Consider the following 24,883-nt stretch of genomic DNA (forward strand, 5'->3'; position numbering starts at 1 on the left):
TGTGGGGGGCTGGGCGGCGTCGTGACGCCGCCCCGCCTCGATCAGCTCTTGGCGACGGTGAGCTTGTCGCCCTGTTCGCTCACGCCGACCTGGACCGTGTCGCCGTCGATGATCTTGCCTTCGAGGAGTTCGCGGGAGAGCGGGTCGCCGATGCTGGACTGGATGAGGCGGCGCAGTGGCCGGGCGCCGTAGACCGGGTCGAAGCCGCGGTCGGCGAGCCAGGACTTGGCGGCGTCGCTGACGGCGAGCTTGAGGCGGCGGGTCTCCATGCGGTGCTCGAGGTGGCGCAGCTGGACGTCGACGATCGACTTCAGGTGGTCGTGGGCGAGCGCGTGGAAGATGACGATGTCGTCCAGGCGGTTGAGGAACTCGGGTTTGAAGTGCGACCGGATGGCGGCCATGACCTGGTCGTGCTTCGCGGTGTCCTCCAGCAGCGGGTCGACCAGGGCCGAGGAGCCGAGGTTCGAGGTCATGATGAGGATGACGTTGCGGAAGTCGACGGTGCGGCCCTGGCCGTCCGTCAGGCGGCCGTCGTCCAGGACCTGGAGGAGCGTGTCGAAGACCCGCGGATGGGCCTTTTCGACCTCGTCCAGGAGGACCACCGAGTACGGGCGGCGGCGCACGGGCTCGGTGAGCTGGCCGCCTTCCTCGTAGCCGACGTATCCGGGCGGGGCGCCGATGAGGCGGGCCGTGGAGTGCTGCTCGGTGTACTCGCCCATGTCGATGCGGATCATCGCCCGGTCGTCGTCGAACATGAACTGCGCCAAGGCTTTCGCGAGTTCAGTCTTGCCGACGCCCGTGGGCCCGGCGAAGATGAACGAGCCGGTGGGCCGGTTCGGGTCCGACAGTCCCGCGCGGGCGCGGCGGAGGGCGTCGGAGACGACGGTGACCGCCTCGAGCTGGCCGACGACGCGTTCGCCCAGGACCTCCTCGGCGTGGAGGAGCTTGTGGGTCTCGCTCTCCTGGAGGCGGCCGGCGGGGATGCCGGTCCACGCTGAGACGACGTCGGCGATCTCGTCGGCGTCGATCTCCTCTTTGAGCATCGGCTGGGTGTTCGGGTCGGTGTCCGCACTGGCGAGTTCGGCTTCGGCCCCGGCGAGCTGCTGCTCGAGTTCGGGGATGCGGCCGTAGCGCAGCTGCGCGGCCTTCTCGAGGTCGTATTCGCGTTCGGCGCGTTCGGCCTGCGTGCGGAGGTCGTCGAGCTCCTCCTTCAGCTCGGAGACCTTGCCGATGCGGTGCTTCTCCGACTCCCACTGGCGGGAGAGGGCGGCGAGCTTCTCGCGTTCGTCGGCGAGTTCGCGCTGGAGGGACGCGAGGCGCTCGGCGGAGGCCGGGTCGTCCTTCTCGTTCTGGAGGGCGGTCTCCTCGATCTCGAGGCGGCGCACGGCGCGCTCGATGGTGTCGATCTCCTCGGGGCGGGAGTCGATCTCGATGCGCAGGCGGCTGGCGGCCTCGTCGATGAGGTCGATGGCCTTGTCGGGCAGCCTGCGGTCGGGGAGGTAGCGGGCGGAGAGCTGCGCGGCGGCGACGAGCGCGGAGTCGGTGATGCGCACGCCGTGGTGGACCTCGTAGCGCTCCTTGAGGCCGCGGAGGATCGCGACGGTGTCCTCGATGGTGGGTTCGCCGACGTACACCTGCTGGAAGCGGCGTTCGAGGGCGGCGTCCTTCTCGATGTGCTCGCGGTACTCGTTGAGGGTGGTCGCGCCGATCATGTGGAGTTCGCCGCGGGCGAGGGCGGGCTTGAGCATGTTGCCGGCGTCGAGGGAGCCTTCGGACTTGCCGGCCCCGACCATGGTGTGGAGCTCGTCGATGAACGGGATGATCTCGCCGTCAGAGGATTTGATCTCCTCCATGACGGACTTGAAGCGTTCTTCGAACTGGCCGCGGTACTGGGCGCCGGCGATCATGCTGGCGAGGTCGAGGAGCATGACGCGCCGGTTGCGCAGCGATTCGGGGACGTCACCGGCGACGATGCGCTGGGCGAGGCCTTCGACGATCGCGGTCTTGCCGACGCCGGGCTCGCCGATGAGCACCGGGTTGTTCTTGGTGCGGCGGGAGAGGACCTGGATGACGCGGCGGATCTCGGTGTCGCGGCCGATGACGGGGTCCACTTTGCCGGAGCGGGCGGTCTCGGTGAGGTCCACGGCGTACTTCTCGAGGGCCTTGTAGCCCTGCTCGGGGTCGGCGGTGGAGATCTTGCGGTCGCCGCCGCGGAGGGTCGGGAAGGCGCTGAGGAGCTTCTTGTCGGTGGCGCCCTGGGCGGCGAGGAACGTGCCCACCTCGCCGCCGGCCTGGGCGAGGCCGGTGATGAGGTGCTCGGTGGAGACGTACTCGTCGCCGTAGTCGGTGGCGAGCTTGTCTGCGGCGTTGATGGCGCGCAGGGATTCGCGGGCCATGGACGGCTCGGAGACGGAGGGCCCGGAGGCCGAGGGGAGCTCGTCGATGCGCCGCTCGGTCTCGGCGGAGACGGTGCCGGGGGTGACGCCGACGAGCTGGAGCAGGCCGGGCGCGGTGGAGCCGTCAACGGTGAGGAGCGCGTCGAGGAGGTGCCAGGGTTCGACGGCGGGGTTGCCGCCGGCGGCCGCGGTGCGCGCGGCCTGGGAGATCACTTCACGGCTCTTGGTGGTCAGACGGTTGACGTCCACGGTTCCCCTGCTCCTCTGCGATGTCCGACAGGAATGGTGTCCAAGGAATGCGGGCCTCGTGCTCCGAGGGCCGGCGCACCGGGGCGCGGCTGCCGAAGCGGCCCGAAGTTGAGTGTATCCGACTCAACTTCCCGGGACGGGTTCGATCCGTTTCGCCCGTAGCGTAAAGCCTCGAGGCCGCCGGTCCGGGGCGTATGCGTCAGCGTGGCGACGGCCGGATTCCACCTCGCGCGATTGCCAGGTCCGACGCCGAGGGCCCCGAGCCGTGCGGCTCGGGGCCCTCGTGGTCTTGCGGGACCTACTTCTTGGCGGTGCTGAGGCCGAAGATCGACTTGATCTTGTCGATGAAGGACGGCTTGGAGCCCTTCGCGTCGGTCTCGATGGCGGGGGCGTCCGCCTGGTGCGGGACCGACTTCTCGGGGTCGGCCGGGACTTCCTCGGGCTCGTCGATCGCCTCGGCGACCGGCTCCACCACGGCGTCCTTGCCGGCGTCCTTCTCGGACGCGGCGGCCTCGGGCTCGGCCTCCGCGGCGGGTCCGGGCTCGTCGGCGATGGCGGGGTCGGGGTCGGCGACCGGCTCGGGCTCCTCGAGCGGCTCGGCCTCGGGTTCGACCCCCACGGGACCGGGCTCGTCGACGGGTTCGGGCTCGGGTTCGGGTTCGGGCTCGGCGTCCACCACGGCCGCAGGGGTCTCGGCGGGGGTCTCTTCGAGCTCCGCCTCCACGACCTCTGCCTCTTCGACCTCGTCCTCCGCGCCGGCGACCAGCAGCGCCTTGAACTCGGCGAAGGAGAGGACCGGCACGCCGGCCTCCTCGGCCTTCTTCAAGCGGGCCTCGGTGGCCTTCACGGTGTCGTCGATGACCAGGTGGGTCACGGTCTTGGTGAACTGTTTGGCGAGGGCGACATCGGCGTCGGACTCGGCGATGAGGCGGGCAGTTTCGGCGTCGGGGCCGGTGCCCAGGACGATGATCCGGACCTTATCTCCCGTCTTCGTCGGCACGGGGGACCTCCCTTATTCGATGGTTAGCGGCTGCAGGGGCACTACGGGCTACGCGCCAAGCTTTTGTCAAGAGCGTACCGGGTGCCAGGGGAGGTCCGGGCCAGCGGAGAGGACTTACTCCAGTTCGGTGCCGCTCCTTTGCTGCAAAGCCGTTTCGATGCCCTTGACGCGGTCGGAGAGCAAGGTGATGGCGCCGACCGCTCGCGACATCGGATCGTCGCTCGAGCCGCCGAGGGTCTGCTCGCGGCGGTAGGCCTCTTTCACGGCCTCCCAACGCGAAGCGCGCTCGGGAGTGAGGCGGCCGCGGAGATCGGCGAGTTTGAGCAGGTTCGCCTCCGCGCCGGACGCGAGCGTCTGCGCCTCGCCCGCGTAGTGGTCGTCGATCACCGCTTCGAGCTCGTCGTCGTTCATCACCGGCACCACCCGCTCGGCGAGCCGGTTCATGTTCCGGTAGGAGCCCTGGAGGAGGAACGGCGGCTCGGTGCGGGCGCTGTCGTCCATCGCCGCGGACGCGATGTACGCGAGGTTGTTGCCGAGCACGGTCTTCTGGATCCGCACGAGCTTGCGCAGCACCGACAGAAGCTGGTCGAGCTCGCCCGCGCTGTAGGGGTGCTGCAGCGCTTCGGGCGCGGCGGTCGGGTCGCCGCTCGCGAGCCGGATGAGGATCGACGTGTCGGAGCGCTCGCGCCCGGCGAGCGGCGCGGTGACCTTGTTCGAGGTCAGCGCGTTCTCGATGTAGGACTGCGCGAACACCTGGTCGCGGCCGGAGAGGACGTCGCCGAGGTTCCACACGTCGGCGCGGTTGGCGAGCATGTCCGGGATGCGGAACTTCTGGCCGGCCTCGGTGTACGGGTTGCCGGCCATGCACACCGCGAACCGCTTGCCGCGCAGGTCGTACGTGCGGGTGCGCCCGTTCCAGACGCCCTCCATCTTCCGCTGCGCGTCGCACAGCGAGATGAACTTCTGCAGCAGCTCGGGGTTGGTGTGCTGGATGTCGTCGAGGTAGAGCAGCACGTTGTTGCCGCATTCGAGCGCGAAGTTGATCTTCTGGACCTCGGCGCGGGCGGTCGCGTTCGGCGCGTCGTCAGGGTCCACCGACACGGTCTCGTGCCCGAGCGCGGGCCCGTTGACCTTGACCAGGAGCATCCCGAGCCGGTCGGCCACGTACTCCATGAGCGTGGTCTTGCCGTAGCCGGGCGGGGAGATGAGCATGAGCATGCCCGACTGGTCGGTGCGGCGCCCCTCCCCCGAGCCGGCGCCGATCTGCTTGGCGAGGTTCGAGCCGATGAGCGGCAGGTACACGTCGTCGATGAGCTGGTTGCGCACGAACCCGGCCATCGTCTTGGGCTTGAACTCCTCGACGCGCAGCGTCCGGCGGTGGGTCTCGATGATCTCGGCGCGGCGGCGCTGGTAGGCCCGGTAGCCGGGGAGCACGGTGCGGCGGAACCGCCCGGTGCGGGCCAGGAACTCGTCCAGGCGCAGCGGCAGCACGCGGCCCTCGATGCGGGCGTGCGTGCCGAGCAGGCCGGTGACCTGGCTGGAGAGTTCGGCGGTGACGTCGTACGTGTCGACCTCGGCGAGGATCACCGCGAGCGCTTCGGGGAGGTCCGCCTCGTCGAAGCCATCGGGTTCGGCCTGGCGCAGGAACGACTCGAGCCAGACGGCGGCGAGCTCCCATTTGGAGGTCATGTCGCCTTCGAGGGCGCGCAGGTCGGATTCGAAGTCCGCCTTGGCACCCGGGCCGATCTGGCGTTCGAACGCGGCCAGGAGCGAGCGCGCCCGCTGCGAGACGGCGAACCCGCCGCTGGGGTCGGCGAGCTCCTCGACCAGGTACTCCCCCGCGAGGTCGGGGTCGACCTCGAGCGGCAGCAGCGTGCTGTTGAGGTAGTGGTTGACGGCTTCGCCGAGGTCCGCGCCGAGGTCGGCGAGGGCGTCGGCGCGGCCGAACACGGCGCGGGCGCGCGCGAGCGACCGGGCCTGGGTGCGGATCGCGATCCGCTCCTCCTTCGGGATGCCGTGCCCCCAGTAGAGCTGGGCGGCGGCCCGCTCGGCCGAGCGGTAGCGCAGGAGCCCGGACGCGGCGTAGAGACGCAGGGCCTCGGCGAGGATCGCGGCGGCGTCGGCGTCGTGGACGCCGCGCTCGTACCCCTCGTCGTAGCGTTCGGCGGCGGCCGTGGAGGTGAACGCCGGGAGGTCCTCGGCGAGGAGCTTCGCGGGGCCGTGCTCGGCCAGGAGCGCGGCGGCGAGGTGCTCGGCGCGGTAGACGTCGTTGTTCTCCGAGGGGAGGAACTGGTGCCAGTACGGCTTCGTGTCGCTGAAGCCGGCGTCGGTGACGACGTGCCGGTAGTCGGTGCCGGTGAGCGAGAACGCGAGCGCGTCCCCGGAGGGCACGAGGGTGAGGTCGAGCGGCTGCGTGTTGACGGGGATGCGGTGCTCGCCGAACTTGACGGCGTCGCCGTCGAAGAGGTCGAGGCGGTCGGAGAGCGCCCGCCCGGCCTCGGCGCGGGCGGCGCTGATGCGGCCCTCGATCTCCTCGGCGCGCACGGTGTCGTCGAGGCCGCGCAGCTCGGTGATGACCTTGCGGAGGCGCTCCACCATCGGGTCGGTGGCGAAGTACGTGTTCACTTCGTCCAGTGAGGACAGTGTGGCGGTGCGGCGGGCCACGGCCTCCAGGATGCGGTCGGCCGACTGCGCGAGCTGCTCGGCGCGGCGGGCGGCCTCGTCCAGGAGGTGCTGCTTGCGCCCGGAGAACGCCTCGTAGACGTCGGTGCGCTTGTCCGCCAACCGGGTCAGGAACTCGTCGAAGTCCGCGAAGCGGGTCTCGAGGTTCTCGACGGTGAGCAGGAGGCGGCCCAGCTGCTCGTCGCACGCGGCCGGCGTGTCGGCGGCGGCGATCGCGGCGGTCACGGACTGGCCGAGCAGCGCGAACTCGGCCGCGAACTCCGCCTTGCCTTCGCCCACGGCGAGTTCGCGGCGGCGCGCCGCGAGGGTGGCGCGGGCGCGGTTGACGGCGGCGAGCACCTCCGAGACGCGCCCGAGGATCGCGGTGCGCACGACGGCGTCGCCGATCTCCAGGGTCGCGACGACTTCGGTGAGGGTCTCCAGGCCCCGCTGGCGGTCGTCCAGGTCCTTGAGGAGCGGGTCGGACTCGGCGACGGAGCCGATCGCCTCGGCTTTGTGCTCGAGGTCGGCGACCTGCTCGAAGTACGCGGCGAACGCGTCCTCGCGCTCCAGGAACGCGACGGCGCGGCGTCCGGTGGAGTCGAGCGTCTCGGTGACCTCGGCGGCGAGGGCGTCGATCCCGGCGAGGTCGATGTAGCGGGTCTCGCGGAGGGTGACCAGGTGGCCGCCCGCGCCGCGGAGCTCGGCGAGGAGCTCGACCCACTGCTCGGCGGATTTGGGGGCCTCGCCGCGGGCGCGGCGCAGGAGCTTCACGGTGTCGGTCTGGGCGAGTTCGAGGGACTTCTTGGCCTCGGCGGTCAGCTCGGCCACGGTGGCGTACTCGTCGAGCACGGCTTCGGCGGTGTCGCGGACCTTGGCGAGGCTCTCGTCCAGGCCGTGGAGGCCGTCGTCGCCGAGCCACGGGTAGTCGTCGAGGCAGCGGGTGGCGGCCGCGATGAGGGCTTCGAAGACCGCTTGGGCGGGCTGCATCTCGCGGACCATGCGGGCCACGGAGAGCGCGTCCGAGACGGCGCGCACGGCCTCGGCGTTGCCGATGCGGTGCACCGGGGTGTCGCCGGTTTCCGCTGCGGCGGCGTGGGCTTCGGAGACGAAGGGCGTGGACCAGATCTGCATCGGGTGGACGCGGGTGGCCTGCTCGCCGGTGAAGCGGAAGGCCGCGAGGGTGCCGTCGTCGAAGACCGCGTAGCCGTGGACGCTCATCGGAGCGGCCACTTCCTTGCGGATGACGTTGTACGGCAGGAGGAGTGAGCGGCCCTCGACCTCGTGGTAGAAGACGAAGAGGACGTCTTCGCCGTTGGGCGAGCGGATCACGCGCTTGAAGCGGAGGTCCGTGACGTCGTGGTCGAAGGTCTTGAGCTTGCCCTCGTTGAGGTAGTAGCCGCCGGGGAAGATGAGGCCGTGGTCCTCGGGGAGGCGGCGGCAGGCCTGGCCGATGGCGTCGGCGCGGACGATGGTGCCGGTGCGGGAGTTGAAGATCAGGTACCGGGTGACGGTCTCCTTGTAGGGGAGGATCTTCAGCAGGATGAGGGGGCCGATGCGGGCGTAGGCGATGTCGGCGTCCGCGAGGGACTGCAGGGGCTCGGCGACGGGCTCGGAGTAGACGCCCTCGCCGGTCTCGGTGTTGTCCTCGATCTTGACGGTGAGGTCGCCGCCGAGGCACTCGACGAAGATCTCGTCCTCGATGGAGACGTGCGGGTGGCGGCCGGTGACATGGTGCTCGCGGCCGGTGGGGGTCCACTCGAAGTCGTGAGGTTCGGGCCAGACGGCGTCCGCGTCGCCGCGGGCGTCCATATAGGCCGGTTCCTTGCCGGGGGCGAGCGCCCAGCGCAGAACGCGCTGGTCGGCGAGGTTGTCGCCGATCTTGAAGACGGCGAGGAGGCGGCCGTCGACCTCGCGGACCTGGAGGAGCTCGGTGGACCGGTAGTACCGGTACATCTCGGTGAAGTCGGCGGTGAACTTCGGCTGGTCGAGGAGGTGCCCGGGCTCGGTGACCTCGGTGAACGCGAACTCACTGCCCTCGCGCTCGAAGTCGTGGAGCGCGAAGACGTCGCCGACCTCGGATTGGGACTTGAGTCCCATGTGGACGTTGTAGCCGAAGAGGAGGCGGTCGCCGACGCGGGCGATGTCGCGGGGCACGCAGTTGTTCGCGGTGCGGATGCGGGTGGTGCCGAGGAGGGTGAGCCCGGTGGAGCCGAAGGCGTCGGTGCGGGCGGTGTTGAGCGCCTCGGCGCGCCCGGCGAGCTCGTCGGCGAAGTCGGCGAGGCGGGACGAGAGGACCTCGTACGTGCCGGCGTCGAGGGCGGCAGCGGCGGGCGCTTCGGTGGCGGACTTCTCTTCGGCCATGGGTTCCCCTGGGAGCGTTGGGAGTCGGACTGAGGGACCGCGACCCTGCGGGCCGCGGTCCCGTGCGATGACCTACTTGGCGATCTCGAGCGCGGGCTTCTCGGCGACGCCGAGTTCCTTGGCCTTGCCGAGGAGACCGGAGAGCACGTCGTGGTCGCCGCCGCCCTGCATGAGCTTGACGAGCGCGGCCGAGACCGTCAGGTTCTTGACGTCCTCGCTGCCGACACCGCTGAGGACGCCCTTGAGGTCCTCGGCGAACGACGTGGAGCCGTTGCCCCACGTGGCCGCGACCGACTGCGCCACTTCGGAGTGGGCGACGAAGCCGTCGACGGCCTTGCCGTAGCCGATCGCGCCGACGACCCGGTCGAAGAACTGGGTGTCGCCGCCGACCAGGGAGATGTCGGCGTTGCTGAGCCCGGCGGAGATGACCCCGGCCTGCTGCTCGGCGATCGAGCGGCGGGCCTCGATCTCCATGCCCCGCAGCTCCTTCTCCATCTCCAGTCGCAGGCGGTACTCCTCGTGCCCGCGGCTGGCGTCCGAGAGCGCGTCCATCGCGACGGCCTTCTCGGTGAGGCCGATGGACTCGGCGAGGAGCTTCTCGCGCAGGGCGTTCGCCTCGGCGGTGCCCTTCGCGGCCTGGGCCTCGGCCTCGGCCAGGCCCTTCGCGGAGGTGGCGGTCGCCTCGGCCTTGCCGATGGCGGCCTGCGCCTCGGCTTCGGCCAGGCCCTTGGCCTCGGCGGCCTTCGCCTCGGCGAGCCCGCCCTTCTCGATCGCGTCCGCCTCGGCCTCGCGGACCTGGACGGCGGCCAGACCCGGGGCGGCCGCGATGGCCTGGTCCCCTTCGGCCTGGCGGATCTTGGCGCGCGCCTCGAGCTCGGCGGCCTGCTGGGCGGCTTCGGCCTCGGTGAGGCGCTGGCGCGCAAGGTGCTTCGAGGCGGCTTCGCCGGCCTCGGCGGCCTTGATGTCCTTGACCAGGCTCTCCTGGGCCTCGGCCTCGGCGAGGATGATCACGCGCTGGCGCTCGCGCTCGGCCTCTTCGACCGCGCGCAGGCGCTTGATGCCCTCTTCCTGCTCGGCGACGGTCTTCTCGACGGCGATGCGCTCGCGGATGACGTCGGCGATGTCGCGCTTCTGCGCCTCGAGCTCCTTCTGGGCGGCGATGCGGGCGAGCTCTTCCTCGCGCTCGCGGCTGACGACCTCGAGGATGCGGTCCTTCTCGATGCGCTCGGTCTCGACGGCGATGACGCGCTCGCGGTTCTTCTCGGCGACGGCGATCTCGCGGAGGCGGTTCTCGTGCTGGATGCCCGTGGCCTCTTCGGTCTTGATGCGCGCGGTCTCGCTCTTCAGGCGCTCCTCGGCCTGGACCTTCTGCACCTCGGCGGACTCGCGGGCCCGCAGGGTCTCGATCTCGCGCTGCTGGCGGATCTCGGCCTCGGTCTGGCGGCGCTCGAGTTCGAGCACGGCCTCCTTGGCCTCGACGTCCTGGCGCTTGATCTCCTTCTCCTCGGTGCGGCGGTGCTCGTTCGTGGTGACCGCTTCGATCGCGGTGAGCTGGGTGATCTTGCGGATGCCCTGCGCGTCGAGGATGTTCTTGGGGTCGAGCTGGTCCATCGGGGTCTGCTCGAGGTAGTCGATCGCCGCGTCCTCGAGGGAGTACCCGTTGAGGTCGGTGCCGATGACGTTGAGGATGCGGTCGCGGAACTCGTCGCGGTTGGTGTACAGGTCGGTGAAGTCCAGCTGCTTGCCGACGGTCTTGAGCGCCTCGGCGAACTTGGCGTTGAACAGCTCCTGCAGCGTGCTCTGGTCCGAGGCGCGCTTGGTGCCGATCGCGCCGGCGACGTTGATGACGTCCTCGACCGTGGCGTTGACGCGCACGAAGAACGTGATGGAGATGTCGGCGCGGATGTTGTCCTGGCAGATCAGGCCGTCCTTGCCCGCGCGGTTGATCTCGATGGTCTTGACCGAGATGTCCATGTACTCGGCGCGGTGGATGATGGGCAGCACCAGCGCGGAGGTGAAGGAGACCTTGCGGGTGCGCAGCTTCGTCACGACGAGGGCCTGGCCGGGCGCGACCTTGCGGTACAGCCGGATGATCATGAGCAGCAGGCCGATGAAGACGACCGCGACGACCACGAACGTGATCAGCGTCGCCGAGTTGGTGGCGTCCATGCGATGGTTCCTAACGAGACTTCGGGGGAACGGGGACTTGACGTGCAGGGCGACGCGCGAGTCAACGCCGCCGCGGCGGGCGTGACCACACCCTAACCAAGGTGCGCCATGTCGTGGGTACGCGAGGGTGCTCGAGGCACGAAACCGGGAGAGCGCAAACCGGGCACACCGTGGCAATACATGACGGTCCACTGTGAGGTGGGAGTGAACTCACGGTGCGGCGGAGGTCAGGACTCCATGACCAGGCCCGGCGGCAGCGCCACCGGCACGACCAGGAACACCTTCTCGACCTCGTCGTAGTCGAAGACCACGACCTTCGAGTGGCGCGCGAACAGCTCCTCGTCGAGGCCTTCGGGCTCGTGCGGGGAGCGGCGCACGTTGATGAGGAGCAGGCTGCCCTCGTCGTCGGTGATCTCGGCCTGGCCCGAGTCGAGGGTGACGGTCCCGGTGCGCACCACGCAGACCTTGCCGACGAGGTCGGCGTGCGCGGTGGCGGGCGCGTCCTCGAAGAGCCGGCCGAGCGGCCGGGTGAGGAGCTTGGCGCCGAGCATGCCGACGCCGATCCCGGCGACGAGCACGGCGGTGCCGGTGAGGGCGGGCGGGATGAACATGTCGGCACTGCGCACCCAGCTGGTGCCGAGCACGGTCACGATCCAGCCCAAGGTGATCCACAGCGAGAGGACGACGGTGAACGGGACCGCGCCGAACCCGAAGGCCGACCAGAAGCCGCCTCCGGCGTCGAGCTCGGCGTCCCCCACGTCGACGATGTCGACGTCGAGCGCGCCGATGATCACGGTGATCCAGTACAGGACGACGACGACGAGGCCGAACGAGAAGACGACCGGTGGGAAGGATAGGGCTATATCCAGGAACTCACTCATGGGGCACGGGTCCTTCTTGGCGAAGCCGAGGGCCCGCGGGCGGCGGATGCGGGCGCTTGCGGCGCTGTAGGCGTTCGGCCGGTCTCTCCGGGTCAGCGAGATCGAGCCTGCTTCTAGGGTAATGCACGCGCCCACTCCGGGGAAGGTTGCGCAAAGCGGACGGTCCGGCCCGCCGACCGGCGCTGCGGGCGGGCGCCACCGGGCTCGCGTCCAGGCCCGGGCACTGGGCAGGCCCGGGGAGCCTCTCCGCGATATGGTGTGACCGGTCGAACAGCTCGTCCGCCCGCAAGGCGGACAGGCCGTCACTCACATCGCGCAAGGAGGTCCGGTGCCCGGTTTCCCGACCGCACTGGCGAACGCGGCCGCAGGCTGCGACGCCGCCGCCGCCCGCCTCGCCCAGGTGGCGCAGCGCCTCGGCGACGCCGCCTTCCAGACCCCGGTGGACCCCGAGCTCCTCGCGGCCGAGCGGCAGATCGCCGACGCGGCCGCCGCCTCCGCGCAGCAGCTGCGCACCGACCCCGAACTGCTCCACGCCGGTCGCGTGATGCTCCACGAAGGACGCACCGTGCCGCTCATCGTGCCGTTCGGCGTGCGCGGGCACCTCGCGACCTCGGTGGACGCCCGCGTCGAAGGCGTCGCGACCCTCGTGCGGACCGCGATCCTCCACGCCGTGGCCACCCGCGAACCGGGCGGGCTGCGGGTGGTCGGGATCGACACCGCGACCCTCGGGGCGTCGTTCGCACCGCTGCGCCCGCTCGCCGACGCGGGCGTGATCGAAGCGGTCGCCACCGACGCGCGCGCCGCCGCCGACGCCGTCGCCCTGGCCGAATCCCAAGTGGCCGAGCACATCGCGGGACGCCGCACCGACCGGATGCTGCTCGTCGTCGCCTCACTCGGCGAAGCGCCGCGCCAGCTCGTCGAACGCGTCTACGCGCTGGCCCGCTCGGGCCTGGCGCACGGCGTCACCGTCCTCGGCTGCGGGCTGCCCGACCTGCCGCAGGCCGCGGTCATGCACGCGGAGGCGGGCGCGGTGGCGATCACGAACCCGCCCGCGGCGCCGTTCGGGCGCGGGGAGCGGCTGGCCGCGCCCGTGGACTGGCCCGAGGCCCTCGATCCGTCCTTCGTGGCCGGTGAGGCGCTGCGCCTCGCCGATCGCGCCAAGGCCGCCGCGACCCTCACCTTCGCCGACCTCATCCCGGACCGGCCCGAATCGGGCGACCCGTCGCGCGGCCTGGAAGTCCTCATCGGACGCGACGCGGCCGGGGAGGTGCGGCTGCGGTTCGACGACGCGACCCCGCACTGGCTCGTGGGCGGGCGCACCGGCGGCGGCAAGACCGTGTTCCTCCTCGACGTCCTGTACGGGCTCGCGTCCCGTTACGCCCCTTCGGATCTGGCATTGTTTTTGCTGGACTTCAAGGAGGGCGTCTCGTTCACCGAGTTCATCCCGACCGAGCGCGACCCCAGCTTCATCCCGCACGCGCGCGCCGTCGGCGTCGAGTCCGACCGCGAGTACGGGCTCGCCGTGCTCAAGACGCTGAACGAGGAGATGACGCGCCGCTCCACGGTGATGAAGCGGTACGGCGTGGCGTCCTTCGCGGGCCTGCGCGAGCACGAGGCGTACCCGCGGATCGTGTGCGTCGCCGACGAGTTCCAGGTGCTCCTCGCCGGGAACGACCGGGTCGCCTCCGAAGCCGTTGCGCTGCTGGAGAACCTGGCCCGCAAGGGCCGCTCGTACGGCGTGCACCTCGTGCTCGCCTCGCAGACCGTCTCGGGCATCGAGGCGCTGTGGGCGAAGAAGGACTCGATCTTCGGGCAGTTCCCGATGCGCATCGCCCTCCCCGGCGCCCGCACCGTGCTGGAGACGAACAACGATGCGGCGTCGCGGATCTCGCTCGGCCAGGTCGTCGTCAACACCGAAGGCGGCACGGCCGGGGCCGACCGCATCGCGCGCTTCCCCGACACCGACACGCATGTGATGCACCGGCTGCGCGAGCAGCTCGGCGAGGCCCACGCGGGCGTCGGCGCGCCGCGCGTGTTCTACGGCTACCGGCCCGTGCACCTCACCGACACCCTTCCGGGGGAACGGAAGCCGGGACGCGCCCTGCTCGGCCGCGAGGTCTCGCTGCGCCTGGACGCCGCCGGCGTCGACCTCGACCGCCGCCCCGGCCGGCACCTGGCCGTGCTCGGCTCCGACCCGGTGGGCGGCGAAGCCCTCGAAGCGGCCGTCGAATGCCTGGCGGGCAACGGCTCCCGCATCCTCGCCGTCGACTTCACCGGCAGCGCCGACCTGCGCTCGGCCGCCGACCGCATCGCACCCGAGGCCTTCGCGGCGGCGCTCGCGGCCATCCCCGACGGCACCGTGATCGCCGCGTGGGGCCTCGACGCCGCGGCCCTGGACATGAAGGCGCAGCAGGCACTGCGCGCGCTCCTGCGCACCGGGCCCGCCCGGGACGTGCACCTGCTCGGCTGGTGGCGCAACCTCCGCCGCTTCACCGACGACATCGGCGGCTCCGCGGGCCGCGAGGACGTCGCGTGCGCGCTCGTCCTCAACCTCCCCGGCGGCGAGATCATGAGCCACTTCGGGCAGCAGTTCCAGCACTGGAGCCCGCGCGCGGGCCGGGCCCTGCTCATCGACCGCCACGCCGACACCGGCGGCGGCAAACTCGTGGTCCCCTTCTCCCGCAATGAAGACCACGGGCCGGGACCGCAGCGCAGCGGCGGCAGCGCCCCGATGGAGAGGACCCGCCAGTGAGCGCCTTCGACGACTACCTCGCGCAGCTGCGCCGCCTCGACGAGACCCGCCGCAGCGCCGCCGAGGCCGCCGCCCGCACGGCCTCGGCGGCCGAGTCGCTCGGCCAGCGCACGGCCCGCCTCGCCGACCAGGCCGCCGCACAGCGCACCGCCGTCGACGACCTCGCCCGCGCCGCCCGCATCGCGCCCCCGCAGCGCGTCCCGAACCCCCCGCCGCTGCACGGCGATCCGACCGCGGACCTGGACGCCGCCGAGGCCGACCTGCGGACGGCGGGCGCGGAACTCGAGGAGGCAAGGTACCTCGCGCACCGGGCGCCGCTGCTGCCGCGCTGGCGCGCGGACGAGCGCAACGGGCTGATCTACGGGCTGTTCGCGCTGCTGTGCGTGGTGGTGCAGCTGCTGGTGCTGCGCAACCTGCGGGCGGAGGACACGTTCGGCATCGTCCTGCTCGCAGCGGTCCTCATCGGAGCGCCGCTCGGGGCGTTCGGCTTGGGCTGGTTGACGATCGGTGTCGCCGCCCGCCCGCGGATCGGCGACGAGGAGAAGCGCCTGGAGCGCAACTACCGCCTCGGCCTCGTCGTGTGCGCATCGACCCTGGTCGTGGCCTGTCTGGGGTTCTTCAGCTAGTGGCATTCGCGGCTTATAGTCGCAGGAGCAGTACCGCGCGGGGGCGTTCCCACCCCCGGATTTCGCCCTGCGGTGCGCGAGCAGAACGGCTGACACCATGTCCGATTCCAGCGAGCACGGCTCCAACATCACCCAGTACGCCCCGGTCCAGGACCCCGGCGCGGGCGAACGGATCGCGAACGACATCCCCTTGGCCAAGCCGGTGTACGGGATCGCCCAGGAGATCAACGACGCCGTCAACGGCGACACGTCCGTCGCCGACGCCGCGGGCGGCATCGCCGCCGACCTCGGGATGCTCGCCGTGGGCGGGCTCATGGCCATCAAGGACCCCGTCTACGCGCTCGCGAACGCCGGGCTCACGATCCTGCTGGAGCTGGTGACGCCGCTGAACGACCTGCTCGAGATGGTCTCGGGCGACCCGGGCCAGATGCAGCATCAGCAGGAGGTCTGGGGGCAGGTCGAGGAGGCGCTGGGCGCGCTGAGCGAAGAGGTCGGCACCGCCGTCGACACGTGCATCCCGAACTGGCAGGGCTCGGCGGCCGACGCGGCCTACAACCAGCTGTACGGATTGTCGGCCGCGATCGGCGCGATGGGGCACGAGGCGGCCGGTATCAAGCAATTGCTGGCCTGGGCCGAGGTGGTCGCGCAGACGATCTACGACGTCATCAAGTCGATCCTCGCCGAACTGGTGTCGTGGCTGATCATGCGGGGGCTGGTCGCGTTGGCGGCCAGCTCGTTCACGTTCGGCGCGGCGTTCGCGGAGTTCCTGCTCAGCGGCATGGTGAAGGCGATGAACGCGATCTCGCGGGCGATCGACAAGTTCGCGAAGGCGGGCAAGATCTTCGCGAAGATCGCGCCCCTGCTGGAGAAGTTCTTCCTGCCCGCGGGCAAGCCGCTGTGGAAGGCCGTGCTGATGAAGGGGCTGGTCAGCATCGGCGTCACCGGCGGCCTCGGGGCGGCCACCACGGGCTACCAGCAGCTGTCGGGCGGGTCCGGCCTGACCGTCTCGCTCTCGGCGCTGAGCGCGCAGGGCCTCACCGTCGACCTGGACGAGTTGGACGCCCTCGCAGGGCAGCTCGAGGGGCTGGCGGGCAGGGGCGGGTCGATCAACACCGTCGCGTCCGGGGCCGCCTCGGAGGAGATGACCTGGGGGCTCACGGGACTCTTCTTCGCCTCGTCGTACCAAGGCTCGTGCGAGGAGGCGGCCGCATCGACCGGGCAGCTCTCGGAGTCGCTCAACGGGCACGGGCAGCTGCTGCGGGACTGCAAGGCGGCATACTGCTCCTCTGACGAGGTCGCCGCGGCGGAGTTCGAGGCGAAGTACAACGAGCTGGCCTAGGAGCCGCGCATGGAGTCGTTCGTCCAAGGGATCGCCGAGGTCGTGTTCGGCGAGGCTTCGCGGGCCGCGCGGCGCCGCCGGGCGTCGGCGTTCGCCGCTTCGCTCGGGCTGCGGTTCCACGCGGAGGGCCGCCCTGGGGACGACGCCTCGTCCGGATGGTTCGACGAGCTGGAGATGCTGGGCGTGCCGTTCGTGCAGCCGGTGGCCGACACGTTCGCGGGTTCGCACCAGGGGCGGCACGTGCTCGGGTTCGAGAACCTGGTCTGGAGCAAGCGCAAGCGCCGCAACGTCCCTCACCGGTTCACGGCGGTGAAACTGGTTCGGGCGGTGCCGGATCTGCTGGTCGCGAACGAGACTCCGGCCTGGTTCAAGCCCGATGCCCCATGCCTGCCGGTGCCGGCTCCTCAGGGATCAGTGGTCTCCGCGGCCGATCCGGGTTCCGCGAGTGCGGTGCTCGCGGCGTTGCGTGGTCAAGGGCCGCTCGACCATTCGTGGATGGTGCGGGCGAACTGGGTGATCGGCTGGCATCGCGGCCGCCTGCGGACCGGCGGCGCGAACGACGCGGCGTCGGCGCTGGAGTTCCTGACCTCAGCCGCCGACGCCTGCGAGCGTTCGTAGCGGCGGCTCAGACTCGGACGATCATCTTGCCGGTGTTCTTGCCGCGCATCATGTCGAGCAGCGCGTCCACCGCGTGCTCAACGCCGTCCACAATGGTCTCGTCGTAGGCGATCCTCCCCTGGCCGAACCATTCGGCCATGCGCGTGCCGAACTCTTCGCGCAGGTGCGTGTAGCCGCCGAGGGTGAAGCCCTTGATGGTGAGGCTCTGCTGGATGATCTTGGCGAGGTTGTCCGGGCCGGGCTTGCGCTCGGTGCTGTTGTACAGGGAGATCGCGCCGCAGGCGGCGATGCGCCCCTCGCGGTTCATGACGTCGAGCGCGGCCTCGAGGTGGTCGCCGCCCACGTTGTCGAAGAAGACGTCCACGCCGTCGGGCGCGAGGGCCTTGAGCTGCTCGCGGACGGGCGCGTCCTTGTAGTTGAACGCGGCGTCGTAGCCGTACTTCTCGGTGAGGAGGCGGACCTTCTCGGGGCTGCCGGCGGAGCCGATGACGCGGCCCGCGCCGAGGAGCTTGGCGATCTGGCCGACCGCGGTGCCGACGGCGCCCGCCGCGCCGGAGACGAAGACGGTGTCGCCCGGCTGCAGGTCCGCGATCGCGGTGAGGCCGACGTAGCCGGTCATCCCGGTCATGCCGAGGATGCCCAGGCGCAGCGAGAGCGGCACGCCCGGCATCTCGGGCACGAGGGTGAACCCGGCGGCGTCCTCCTGGACGAGGTCGCGCCACCCGTACTGGTGGAGGACGACCGAGCCGACCGGGAGGGCCTCGGCGGCGGACTCGACGACGCGGCCGACCGCGCCGCCGGTCATGGTCTCGCCGAGGACGAACGGCGGGATGTAGCTCTTGGCGTCGTTCATGCGCCCGCGCATGTACGGGTCGACCGAGAGGAACGCGTTCGCGACCCGCACCTGGCCGGGTTCGAGCTCGCCGTAGGCGACCTTCTCGATGCGGAAGTCCTCGGGCTCGGGCCAGCCCTGCGGGCGGCGGACGAGCTGGATCTGGGTGCTGACGGCCTCTGACATGTCGGTTCCCCTCGTTTTTGTAATGGTCGTTCTACTAATATATACTGGAACGATCATTACGCAAAGAGAGGTCGGTCATGGGGCGAACGCAGACCTTCGACACCGGTGAAGTGGTCCGGGCCGCCCGAGGCGTGTTCTGGAAGCACGGCTACGAGGCCGCCTCCATCCCGGCGCTCGAAACCGCCACCGGACTGCGCCGATCGAGCATCTACAACGCCTTCGGCAGCAAACGCGGCCTCTTCGACGCCGCCGTCGCCTCATACCTCGACGAGATCGTGCGCCCGCGGCTCGAGCCGCTCAAGGCCGAGCTCCCCGCACCCAACGCGATCCTCGACTACCTGCACGGCCTGCGCACCGGGCTCGAACGCGCCGGCTCCTTCACCTCCGCGAACGGGTGCCTGCTCATCAACACCGCCGGAGCGCCCATCGCCGACGACGCCACCGTGCGCGAAACGGTCGCCGCCTACCGCGCGGAACTGCGCGCCGCCATCGGCAGCGGACTCCGCCGCCACCTCGCCGACCTGCCCGCCGACCAGGTCGAGCGGCTCACCGAGACCTGCACGGCCCTCGTCGTGGCCGCCTACGCGCTCACCCGCGTCGACAACGCCAGCGCCCTCAGCAGCATCGACACCGCCCTCGACCTCATCGACCGGGCTTAAGCGCCCTTGCGGCGCTTGAAGAGGTACACCAGGCCCACCGCGGGCAGCACCAGCGGCACATAGCCGTACCCGGAACCGAAGTGCGACCACACCGAAGGCTCCGGGAACCAGTGCGGCACCGCGAAACTCAACGCGCCCACCGCGAGCACCCCGGCCATCTCCACGCCGACGGCGAGCATCGCGAGGGCGCCCGCGCCGCGGATGATCGCGATCGCGGCCACCAGGTAGATGAGCGCGGCGATCGCGCTCAGCGTGAAGCTCACCGGCGCCGCGTCGAACTTCGTCACCACCTGGAACACGGCCCGGACCCCCGCCGAGACGGCGAACACCACGTAGACCAGCACGATGAGGCGCCCGAACCCGGCCGCGAGCGCCCGCGGCGCCGCCTCGGTCTCAGACATTGACCTGCAGCTCCCAGATCTGGTGCACGCGCAGCATGAGCGCCGCGCAGATCAGCCCCGACGCCGCCACGGTCCCGATCCCCCACCGGCTCCGGTCGATCGAGCCCCAGAAGCAGGCCGCCACGGGCACCAGGATCGTCGTCACCAGGTAGGAGAAGAACAGGGCCTTCCCGTCGCCGGCCTCGCCCGGCACGATCGCGATCGACACCGCGAGCTGCGCCAGGAGCAGCACTTCCAGCGCCGCGACGCCGACGAGGTGGCGGCGTCCGACGAGCTGGGAGCGGGCCGTGTCCACGAAGAACCAGGCGCTCATCAGCAGCGCGGCGGCCTGGACGGCGAGGTAGAGCCATTCGATCACGCCTCGACGCTAATACAGGGCCCCGGCGGCGCCTCCGAGGCCGCACTGCGGAGTGGCCGGCGCGTATCGTGGTCTGGCCCCGGCAGCCCCTCTGCCCCCTCTGATCGAAGTGGACCACTCCCATGCGCGCCTTCAAGTTCAGCGCCGCCGCCCTCGCCCTCGCGATCTGGTTCGCCCTCGCGGCCGCCGTGGTCGTGTGGTGCGTCTCGTACCTGTTCTGGGGCGAGTACCACCAGGTGACCGTCCTCGACGACGGCGCATCCCCGAACTGCGTCGGCACCTGGTGCAGCGACGGGACCTGGATGCGCTCGCCCGCGACCTACGAAGGGGACGGCGGCACCGAGACGATCACGGTCCTCGCCGACTTCGAGCCCGGCATGGAACCGCAGATCCTCATCGGCCCGCTGCCCGGCCTCGGGCTGACCTCGCGCTTCATGGCCGTCATGCCGCTGGTCATCGCCGGACCGGCGGTGCTCACCTCAGGCCTCGCCAACGTCGCGTTCTGGTCCTCCCGCCGCGACGACTGAGCTCGGAAGCTCGGCGGCGTCCCACCGCGCGACTAGACTTCGCGGCATGGCAGACCTCACGCACGTCGACTCGACCGGGGCCGCCCGGATGGTCGACGTCTCAGAGAAGGACGTCTCGCACCGTTCGGCGCTCGCGACCGGGCGGCTCCTGACCACCCCCGAGGTGGTCGCGGCGCTGCGCGAGAACTCGCTGGCGAAGGGCGATGCGCTGGCGACGGCCCGGATCGCGGGGATCATGGCGGCGAAGCGCACGCCGGACCTGGTGCCGCTGTGCCACCCGATCGCGATCAGCGGTGTGAAGCTCGACCTCACGGTGACCGACGAAGGCGTCGAGATCGCGGCGCGCGTGAAGACCACCGACCGCACCGGCGTCGAGATGGAGGCCCTCACGGCCGTGTCCGTGGCGGCGTTGACGTTGGTGGACATGGTGAAAGCCGTCGATCCCGCCGCGGTCGTCACCGATGTCCGCGTAGAGGAGAAACTCGGAGGGAAGACCGGCACATGGCACCGATAAGCACACTCGTGGTCGTCGCATCGAACCGCGCGGCCGACGGCGTTTACGTCGACACCTCCGGGCCGATCCTGATCCAGGGCTTCGCCGCCGCCGGATTCGACGTGGCCGGGCCCGTCGTCGTGCACGACGGCGACGAGGTCGAGCAGGCCCTGCGCGACGCCGTGGACGACGGGTTCGCCCTGGTCGTCACCTCGGGCGGCACCGGGCTGACCCCGCTGGACCTGACACCGGAGATGACGCGCCGCGTCATCGACCGCGAGGTCCCCGGCATCGCCGAGGCCCTCCGCGCCGCCGGACTCGCGAAGACCCCGCACGCGGCGCTCTCGCGCGGCATCGCCGGGACCGCGGGCAAGACGCTGATCGTGAACCTCGCCGGGTCCGCGGGCGCCGCGAAGGACGGGCTCGCGGTGCTCACCGCCGAACTCATCGAGCACGCGGTGTCGCAGCTGCACGGCGGCGACCACGCCCGCACCGACGCGGCGAAGGACCCCGGCGCGACGCCGGAGTTCAGCGACGTGGCGAGCGTGGCGCAAGTGCACGGCACCGGCGCGACCCACGCGCCCGGCGAGAGCGCAGTAGGGCCCGACTCCGGCGCGGCACCGGGGTCCAGCGGCACCGACACCGCGCACGCGCCCGGCGACGACACCGACGCCCACTAGGAGGCGACTGATGACCACCCCGATGCCCTGGGCCGAGGCCCGCGAGACCGCTTGGGCCGCAGGCTTCGCGGCCAAGCCCGCCGCTGCCGAGCTGCCGTTCGGCGAGGCGGTCGGCTCCGCGCTGGCCGCGCCGCTCGTGGCCGTCTCCGACCTGCCCGCGTTCCCGACCTCCGCGGTCGACGGCTGGGCCGTCGCCGGCGAGGGCCCGTGGCGGGTCGAACCGGCGCAGTTCGGCGGGGCCGTGCTGGCCGGCCAGGTGCCGGACGCGCTCAAACCCGGCCACGCGGTCAAGATCGCGACCGGCGCGCAGGTCCCCGAGGGGACCGAGGGCATCATCCGCTTGGAGCACAGCGAGTTCGAGGACGGCCTGGTCAACGGCCCGGCCGCACGCGAATGGCGCGAGGCCGGCGAGGAGGCCGCGCAGGGCGAGGAGCTGCTCGCGGCCGGCACCCCGGTCAGCCCGCCCGTGATCGGCCTCGCGGCCGCCGCCGGGCACGCGACGCTGCCCGCGCACGCCAGGCCCGCCGTGCGCGTCGTCGTCTTCGGCGACGAGCTGCTGACCTCCGGCGTCTCCCGCGAGGGCCGGGTGCGCGATTCCCTGGGGCCCATGGTCCCCCACATGCTCCAAGCCGCCGGCGCGGCGGCCGGGCCGAGCATCGGGCCGGTCGAGGACACCCTCGATGCGCATGTCGCGGCGCTGCGCGAGGCGCTCGCCGACGCGGACCTGGTGTGCACCACCGGCGGCACCATGGTCGGCCCGGTCGACCACCTGCACGCCGCGCTCGCCGAGATCGGCGCGGCGTACGTCATCAACACCGTCGCCGTGCGACCGGGCTTCCCGATGCTGCTGGCGCGCACCGAGGACGGCAAGTTCATCGCCGGCCTGCCGGGCAACCCGCAGTCCGCGGTGATCGCGGTCGTCTCGCTCGTCGCGCCGCTGCTCGCGGGCCTGCGCGGCCTGCCGCTGCCGCCGCTCGGCACCGTCACGCTCGCCGAGGACGTCCCGGGCCGCGGCGGCTTCACCCACCTGGCCCTGGTCGACCGGGCCGGGCACCGCCTCGGCCACCACGGCTCCGCGATGCTGCGGGGCCTGGCCAACGCCGCCGGGTTCGCCGTGATCGGCCCCGAGAGCGCTGGGGCCGCAGGCGCCACCGTCGAACTCGCCACCGTCCCTGGAGCGTGAAACCATGATCCGCGCACATGTGCTGGACGCCCCGCTCGACGTCGCCGAGCACGAGGCCGCGGTCGCCGCGGCCGAGGCCGGGGCGGTCGTGTCGTTCTCGGGCGTCGTCCGCAACCACGACCACGGCCGGGGCGTGCTCCGGCTGTCCTACGAGGGGCACCCGTCCTCGGGCGAGCTGCTGCGCACGATCGCCGCGGAGATCGCGGCGCGGCCGGGCGTGCGGGGCGTCGTCGTCTCGCACCGGATCGGCGACCTCGCGATCGGCGACCCGGCCCTCGTCGCGGCCGTCGCCGCCGAGCACCGCAAGGAGGCCTTCGACGCCTGCGCCGACCTCGTCGACGAAGTGAAGGCCCGCCTCCCGATCTGGAAGCACCAGTTCTTCGACGACGGCACCGACGAATGGGTCAACTGCCCTTAGCTCCGGTCGGTGCACCCGGGCGGGCTCGCAGCGCTGCTCCGAGCACCCGGCCCCGCGCTTGGTGCCCGTCAGATTCGCCCCGCACACCGGCGTCCTCAACGACAACGGCCGCGGGGCCGGGCCCCGCGGCCGCTTCACGAAATGTCGTACCCATGGTGCAGGGTCTATACCGGGGGCCCATCAATGTCCGATTTGCCGGGACCCTCCGCTCAGCTTCGGCGCGTCAGGCCGAACCCTCGCCGCCGCCCTGGCCTTCGCCGTCGTGCCGCTGCTTGCGGCCCAAGGTCTTCACCAGGACCACGCCGCCGACCACGACCACCAGGAGGCCGAGGAGGATCGCGGCCAGCGCCGCGCCCGTGTTCGAGTCCTCCTCCTCGCGGGTCTGGCCGCCGGTCGCCCGGCTGGTCTCCTCCTGCGTCGTGGGGTCCGTTGTCGCCTCGGCGCCGGTCGTGGCGTCGGCGGTCGGCTCCGCGCCGGGGGCGTAGAGGCCCTCGGGGATCGACTCGACGGTGAACGTGATCGTGTCGTCCACCCGGTGGCCGTCCTCGGAGATCACCCGGAACGCCACCGTGTACTCGCCGGGGGTGGTGTAGAGCATCGGCTGGATGAACGTGTCGCCGTCGTAGCTCGGGTCGGCCACGTCGAGGACCTCGCCGGTCGGGTCGGTCACCGCGATCTCGGTCGAGGCCTCGTCGAGGATCTCGGAGAACGTGGCCGAGACTTCGGCGGGCGCTTCGGCGACCGTGGCGCCGTCCTCGGGGTCGGTGCCGGTGAGCGCCGCGTGCGCCGAGGCGGGGGCGGCGAGGCCGAGCGTCAGGAGGCCGCCGCCGACGGCGGCCAGCGCGAGCGCGGCGGCGCGACCGGCGCGCGGGGCTTTGGCGCGGAGTATGGGAGTTCGATCCATTTCGCCATAGTGCCACGGAGCGTTCGGCACCCCATTGCGGGAAAGGTCACATCAATCACCAGGTCACAGGAGTGGCGTGACGGACGGTGATCGTCATCGGCGAATATGGCCCGGTTGGCGCAGATAGTACCGCTGACCCTCGTGTTGACGATCGCGAGAAGTTGTGATGTGCTTACGTCCATGGTTGAACCGATCCGATGGGGAATCCTGGCGACCGGTGGAATCGCATCGACCTTTGTGGAAGATCTTGCCCTCCTCGACGATTGCCGCGTCACCGCTGTGGCCTCTCGATCGGCGGAGCGCGCCGCCGCGTTCGCCAAGAAGCACGACATCCCCCAGGCCTGGGAGTCCGTCCAGGCCCTTGCGGCAGACGACGAAGTCGACATCGTCTACGTCGCCACGCCGCACTCCCATCACTACCTGCCCACCCTCCAGCTCCTCGAAGCCGGCAAGCACGTCCTGTGCGAGAAGGCCTTCGCCTACAACGCCTCGCAGGCCCGCACGATGTTCGACGTCGCCCGCGAGCACCAGCGCTTCCTCATGGAAGCAATGTGGACCCGCTGCAATCCGGCGATCCGCGAGATGCGCCGTGCCATCAAGGAGGGCATGATCGGCGAGGTCGTGTCCGTGCACGGCAACTTCTCCTTCGCCGGCGACATGCCGGCGAGCCACCGGCTCCGCAACCTCGAGCTCGCCGGGGGCGCCCTCCTCGACCTCGGGGTCTATCCGATCACCTTGGCGCACTTGGTCCTCGGCAAGCCCGATGCGATCGAGGCCCACAGCGTCATGGACACGACCGGGGTGGACGCGCAGACCGCGCTGACCCTCAAGTACCCGAACGCGATCGCGCAGCTCTCCTGCTCCTACCGGGGCGGGCCGGCCAACGAGGTCACGATCAGCGGCACCTTGGGCCGCATCGAACTGCGCGACTACGCCTACCGCCCGAGCGGGTACACGCTCGTGCGGTACGACGAGTCGCCCCGCGAGTTCGAGGCGCCGTACGTCGGCCACGGCTACGTCCACGAGGCGCTGGAGGTGCACCGGGCGCTGCGCCAGGGGCGACTCGAGTCGACGCTCGTGCCGCCCCAGAGCACCATCGAGGTCATGGAGATCATGGACGAGGCGCGCGCCCAGATCGGGCTGCGCTACCCCGGCGAGACCCACCCGAAGTAACTCAGGCTCCTTGG

General features: G+C 71.2%; 20 protein-coding genes. 11 read left to right on the forward strand and 9 right to left on the reverse strand.

What is annotated here, in order from left to right:
- Positions 1 to 41: 41 nt before the first annotated feature.
- From clpB to QWI33_RS16170, 5 genes are all read right to left on the reverse strand, one after another.
- Positions 42 to 2,645: an ATP-dependent chaperone ClpB gene (clpB, locus tag QWI33_RS16150; protein ID WP_289958169.1), complete on the reverse strand. Its 2,604-nt coding sequence runs from the start codon at positions 2,643 to 2,645 to the stop codon at positions 42 to 44.
- A gap of 298 nt (positions 2,646 to 2,943) precedes the next feature.
- Complete coding sequence (locus QWI33_RS16155) at positions 2,944 to 3,645, reverse strand: hypothetical protein (RefSeq protein ID WP_289958170.1); 702 nt, start codon at positions 3,643 to 3,645, stop codon at positions 2,944 to 2,946.
- A 114-nt stretch (positions 3,646 to 3,759) separates the two neighbouring features.
- A complete protein-coding gene (locus QWI33_RS16160) occupies positions 3,760 to 8,670 on the reverse strand; it encodes a DNA repair ATPase (protein ID WP_289958171.1) in 4,911 nt (1,636 codons plus the stop codon).
- Between the two features lie 72 nt (positions 8,671 to 8,742).
- Positions 8,743 to 10,839 carry an SPFH domain-containing protein gene (locus QWI33_RS16165; RefSeq protein ID WP_289958172.1) on the reverse strand — a complete coding sequence of 699 codons (2,097 nt, stop codon included), beginning with the start codon at positions 10,837 to 10,839 and terminating at the stop codon, positions 8,743 to 8,745.
- Positions 10,840 to 11,066: 227 nt separating this feature from the next.
- Complete coding sequence (locus QWI33_RS16170; protein ID WP_289958173.1) at positions 11,067 to 11,720, reverse strand: hypothetical protein; 654 nt, start codon at positions 11,718 to 11,720, stop codon at positions 11,067 to 11,069.
- A 328-nt stretch (positions 11,721 to 12,048) separates the two neighbouring features.
- On the opposite strand from QWI33_RS16170, the gene QWI33_RS16175 reads away from it, so the two are divergent.
- The 4 genes from QWI33_RS16175 (at position 12,049) to QWI33_RS16190 (ending at position 17,055) form a co-directional block, all read left to right on the forward strand.
- The gene (locus tag QWI33_RS16175) at positions 12,049 to 14,472 is read left to right on the forward strand and encodes an FtsK/SpoIIIE domain-containing protein (RefSeq protein ID WP_289958174.1); all 2,424 of its coding nucleotides are present in this window, start codon (positions 12,049 to 12,051) and stop codon (positions 14,470 to 14,472) included.
- Positions 14,469 to 15,098, forward strand: coding sequence for a hypothetical protein (locus tag QWI33_RS16180; protein ID WP_289958175.1), 630 nt, complete (start codon positions 14,469 to 14,471; stop codon positions 15,096 to 15,098). The genes QWI33_RS16175 and QWI33_RS16180 overlap by 4 nt, the downstream gene beginning before the upstream one ends.
- Positions 15,099 to 15,195: 97 nt before the next feature.
- On the forward strand, positions 15,196 to 16,437 hold the full coding sequence (locus tag QWI33_RS16185) for a hypothetical protein (protein ID WP_289958176.1): 1,242 nt from the start codon (positions 15,196 to 15,198) through the stop codon (positions 16,435 to 16,437).
- 9 nt (positions 16,438 to 16,446) lie between these two features.
- On the forward strand, positions 16,447 to 17,055 hold the full coding sequence (locus QWI33_RS16190) for a hypothetical protein (protein WP_289958177.1): 609 nt from the start codon (positions 16,447 to 16,449) through the stop codon (positions 17,053 to 17,055).
- Between the two features lie 7 nt (positions 17,056 to 17,062).
- On the opposite strand, the gene QWI33_RS16195 is transcribed toward QWI33_RS16190, so the two are convergent.
- The gene (locus QWI33_RS16195) at positions 17,063 to 18,073 is read right to left on the reverse strand and encodes an NADP-dependent oxidoreductase (RefSeq protein ID WP_289958178.1); all 1,011 of its coding nucleotides are present in this window, start codon (positions 18,071 to 18,073) and stop codon (positions 17,063 to 17,065) included.
- 77 nt (positions 18,074 to 18,150) lie between these two features.
- Between QWI33_RS16195 and QWI33_RS16200 the strand changes: the two genes are divergently transcribed.
- Positions 18,151 to 18,732, forward strand: a complete 582-nt coding sequence (locus QWI33_RS16200) for a TetR/AcrR family transcriptional regulator (RefSeq protein WP_289958179.1) — start codon at positions 18,151 to 18,153, stop codon at positions 18,730 to 18,732.
- On the opposite strand, the gene QWI33_RS16205 is transcribed toward QWI33_RS16200, so the two are convergent.
- Positions 18,729 to 19,133 (reverse strand): hypothetical protein, encoded by a 405-nt coding sequence (locus QWI33_RS16205; RefSeq protein ID WP_289958180.1) that lies wholly within the window; start codon positions 19,131 to 19,133, stop codon positions 18,729 to 18,731. The two genes, QWI33_RS16200 and QWI33_RS16205, sit on opposite strands and share 4 nt — an antisense overlap.
- Positions 19,126 to 19,491 carry a hypothetical protein gene (locus QWI33_RS16210; RefSeq protein ID WP_289958181.1) on the reverse strand — a complete coding sequence of 122 codons (366 nt, stop codon included), beginning with the start codon at positions 19,489 to 19,491 and terminating at the stop codon, positions 19,126 to 19,128. The genes QWI33_RS16205 and QWI33_RS16210 overlap by 8 nt, the downstream gene beginning before the upstream one ends.
- A 122-nt stretch (positions 19,492 to 19,613) precedes the next feature.
- On the opposite strand from QWI33_RS16210, the gene QWI33_RS16215 reads away from it, so the two are divergent.
- Genes QWI33_RS16215 through QWI33_RS16235 form a run of 5 tightly spaced genes read left to right on the forward strand, consistent with a single transcriptional unit; the run spans position 19,614 to position 22,792 of the window.
- On the forward strand, positions 19,614 to 20,018 hold the full coding sequence (locus QWI33_RS16215) for a hypothetical protein (protein WP_289958182.1): 405 nt from the start codon (positions 19,614 to 19,616) through the stop codon (positions 20,016 to 20,018).
- Positions 20,019 to 20,064: 46 nt separating this feature from the next.
- On the forward strand, positions 20,065 to 20,532 hold the full coding sequence (moaC, locus tag QWI33_RS16220) for a cyclic pyranopterin monophosphate synthase MoaC (RefSeq protein WP_289958183.1): 468 nt from the start codon (positions 20,065 to 20,067) through the stop codon (positions 20,530 to 20,532).
- Entirely contained in the window at positions 20,520 to 21,191 is a 672-nt protein-coding gene (locus QWI33_RS16225) for a MogA/MoaB family molybdenum cofactor biosynthesis protein (RefSeq protein ID WP_289958184.1), read from the forward strand. Before moaC ends, QWI33_RS16225 begins: the two co-directional genes overlap by 13 nt.
- A gap of 10 nt (positions 21,192 to 21,201) precedes the next feature.
- Entirely contained in the window at positions 21,202 to 22,374 is a 1,173-nt protein-coding gene (locus QWI33_RS16230; RefSeq protein ID WP_289958185.1) for a molybdopterin molybdotransferase MoeA, read from the forward strand.
- Between the two features lie 4 nt (positions 22,375 to 22,378).
- Entirely contained in the window at positions 22,379 to 22,792 is a 414-nt protein-coding gene (locus QWI33_RS16235; protein ID WP_289958186.1) for a molybdenum cofactor biosynthesis protein MoaE, read from the forward strand.
- Between the two features lie 223 nt (positions 22,793 to 23,015).
- Here the strand turns inward: QWI33_RS16235 and QWI33_RS16240 are convergent, their stop codons facing one another.
- A complete protein-coding gene (locus QWI33_RS16240; RefSeq protein WP_289958187.1) occupies positions 23,016 to 23,696 on the reverse strand; it encodes a copper resistance CopC family protein in 681 nt (226 codons plus the stop codon).
- A gap of 180 nt (positions 23,697 to 23,876) precedes the next feature.
- Here QWI33_RS16240 and QWI33_RS16245 point away from each other — a divergent pair, with 180 nt between their 5' ends.
- Entirely contained in the window at positions 23,877 to 24,869 is a 993-nt protein-coding gene (locus tag QWI33_RS16245) for a Gfo/Idh/MocA family protein (RefSeq protein WP_289958188.1), read from the forward strand.
- The last annotated feature ends 14 nt before the right edge of the window (positions 24,870 to 24,883 follow it).

The organism is Glycomyces tritici (assembly GCF_030403505.1).

Bases quoted from the DNA above. Each gene is read 5' to 3' on its own strand.
- QWI33_RS16185 (WP_289958176.1), top strand. From the start codon at position 15,196: ATGTCCGATTCCAGCGAGCACGGCTCCAACATCACCCAGTACGCCCCG.
- QWI33_RS16245 (WP_289958188.1), top strand. From the start codon at position 23,877: ATGGTTGAACCGATCCGATGGGGAATCCTGGCGACCGGTGGAATCGCA.
- QWI33_RS16240 (WP_289958187.1), bottom strand. From the start codon at position 23,696: ATGGATCGAACTCCCATACTCCGCGCCAAAGCCCCGCGCGCCGGTCGC.
- QWI33_RS16205 (WP_289958180.1), bottom strand. From the start codon at position 19,133: ATGTCTGAGACCGAGGCGGCGCCGCGGGCGCTCGCGGCCGGGTTCGGG.
- QWI33_RS16225 (WP_289958184.1), top strand. From the start codon at position 20,520: ATGGCACCGATAAGCACACTCGTGGTCGTCGCATCGAACCGCGCGGCC.
- QWI33_RS16215 (WP_289958182.1), top strand. From the start codon at position 19,614: ATGCGCGCCTTCAAGTTCAGCGCCGCCGCCCTCGCCCTCGCGATCTGG.
- QWI33_RS16165 (WP_289958172.1), bottom strand. From the start codon at position 10,839: ATGGACGCCACCAACTCGGCGACGCTGATCACGTTCGTGGTCGTCGCG.
- moaC (WP_289958183.1), top strand. From the start codon at position 20,065: ATGGCAGACCTCACGCACGTCGACTCGACCGGGGCCGCCCGGATGGTC.
- QWI33_RS16230 (WP_289958185.1), top strand. From the start codon at position 21,202: ATGACCACCCCGATGCCCTGGGCCGAGGCCCGCGAGACCGCTTGGGCC.
- QWI33_RS16235 (WP_289958186.1), top strand. From the start codon at position 22,379: ATGATCCGCGCACATGTGCTGGACGCCCCGCTCGACGTCGCCGAGCAC.
- QWI33_RS16195 (WP_289958178.1), bottom strand. From the start codon at position 18,073: ATGTCAGAGGCCGTCAGCACCCAGATCCAGCTCGTCCGCCGCCCGCAG.
- QWI33_RS16200 (WP_289958179.1), top strand. From the start codon at position 18,151: ATGGGGCGAACGCAGACCTTCGACACCGGTGAAGTGGTCCGGGCCGCC.
- QWI33_RS16160 (WP_289958171.1), bottom strand. From the start codon at position 8,670: ATGGCCGAAGAGAAGTCCGCCACCGAAGCGCCCGCCGCTGCCGCCCTC.
- QWI33_RS16170 (WP_289958173.1), bottom strand. From the start codon at position 11,720: ATGAGTGAGTTCCTGGATATAGCCCTATCCTTCCCACCGGTCGTCTTC.
- QWI33_RS16190 (WP_289958177.1), top strand. From the start codon at position 16,447: ATGGAGTCGTTCGTCCAAGGGATCGCCGAGGTCGTGTTCGGCGAGGCT.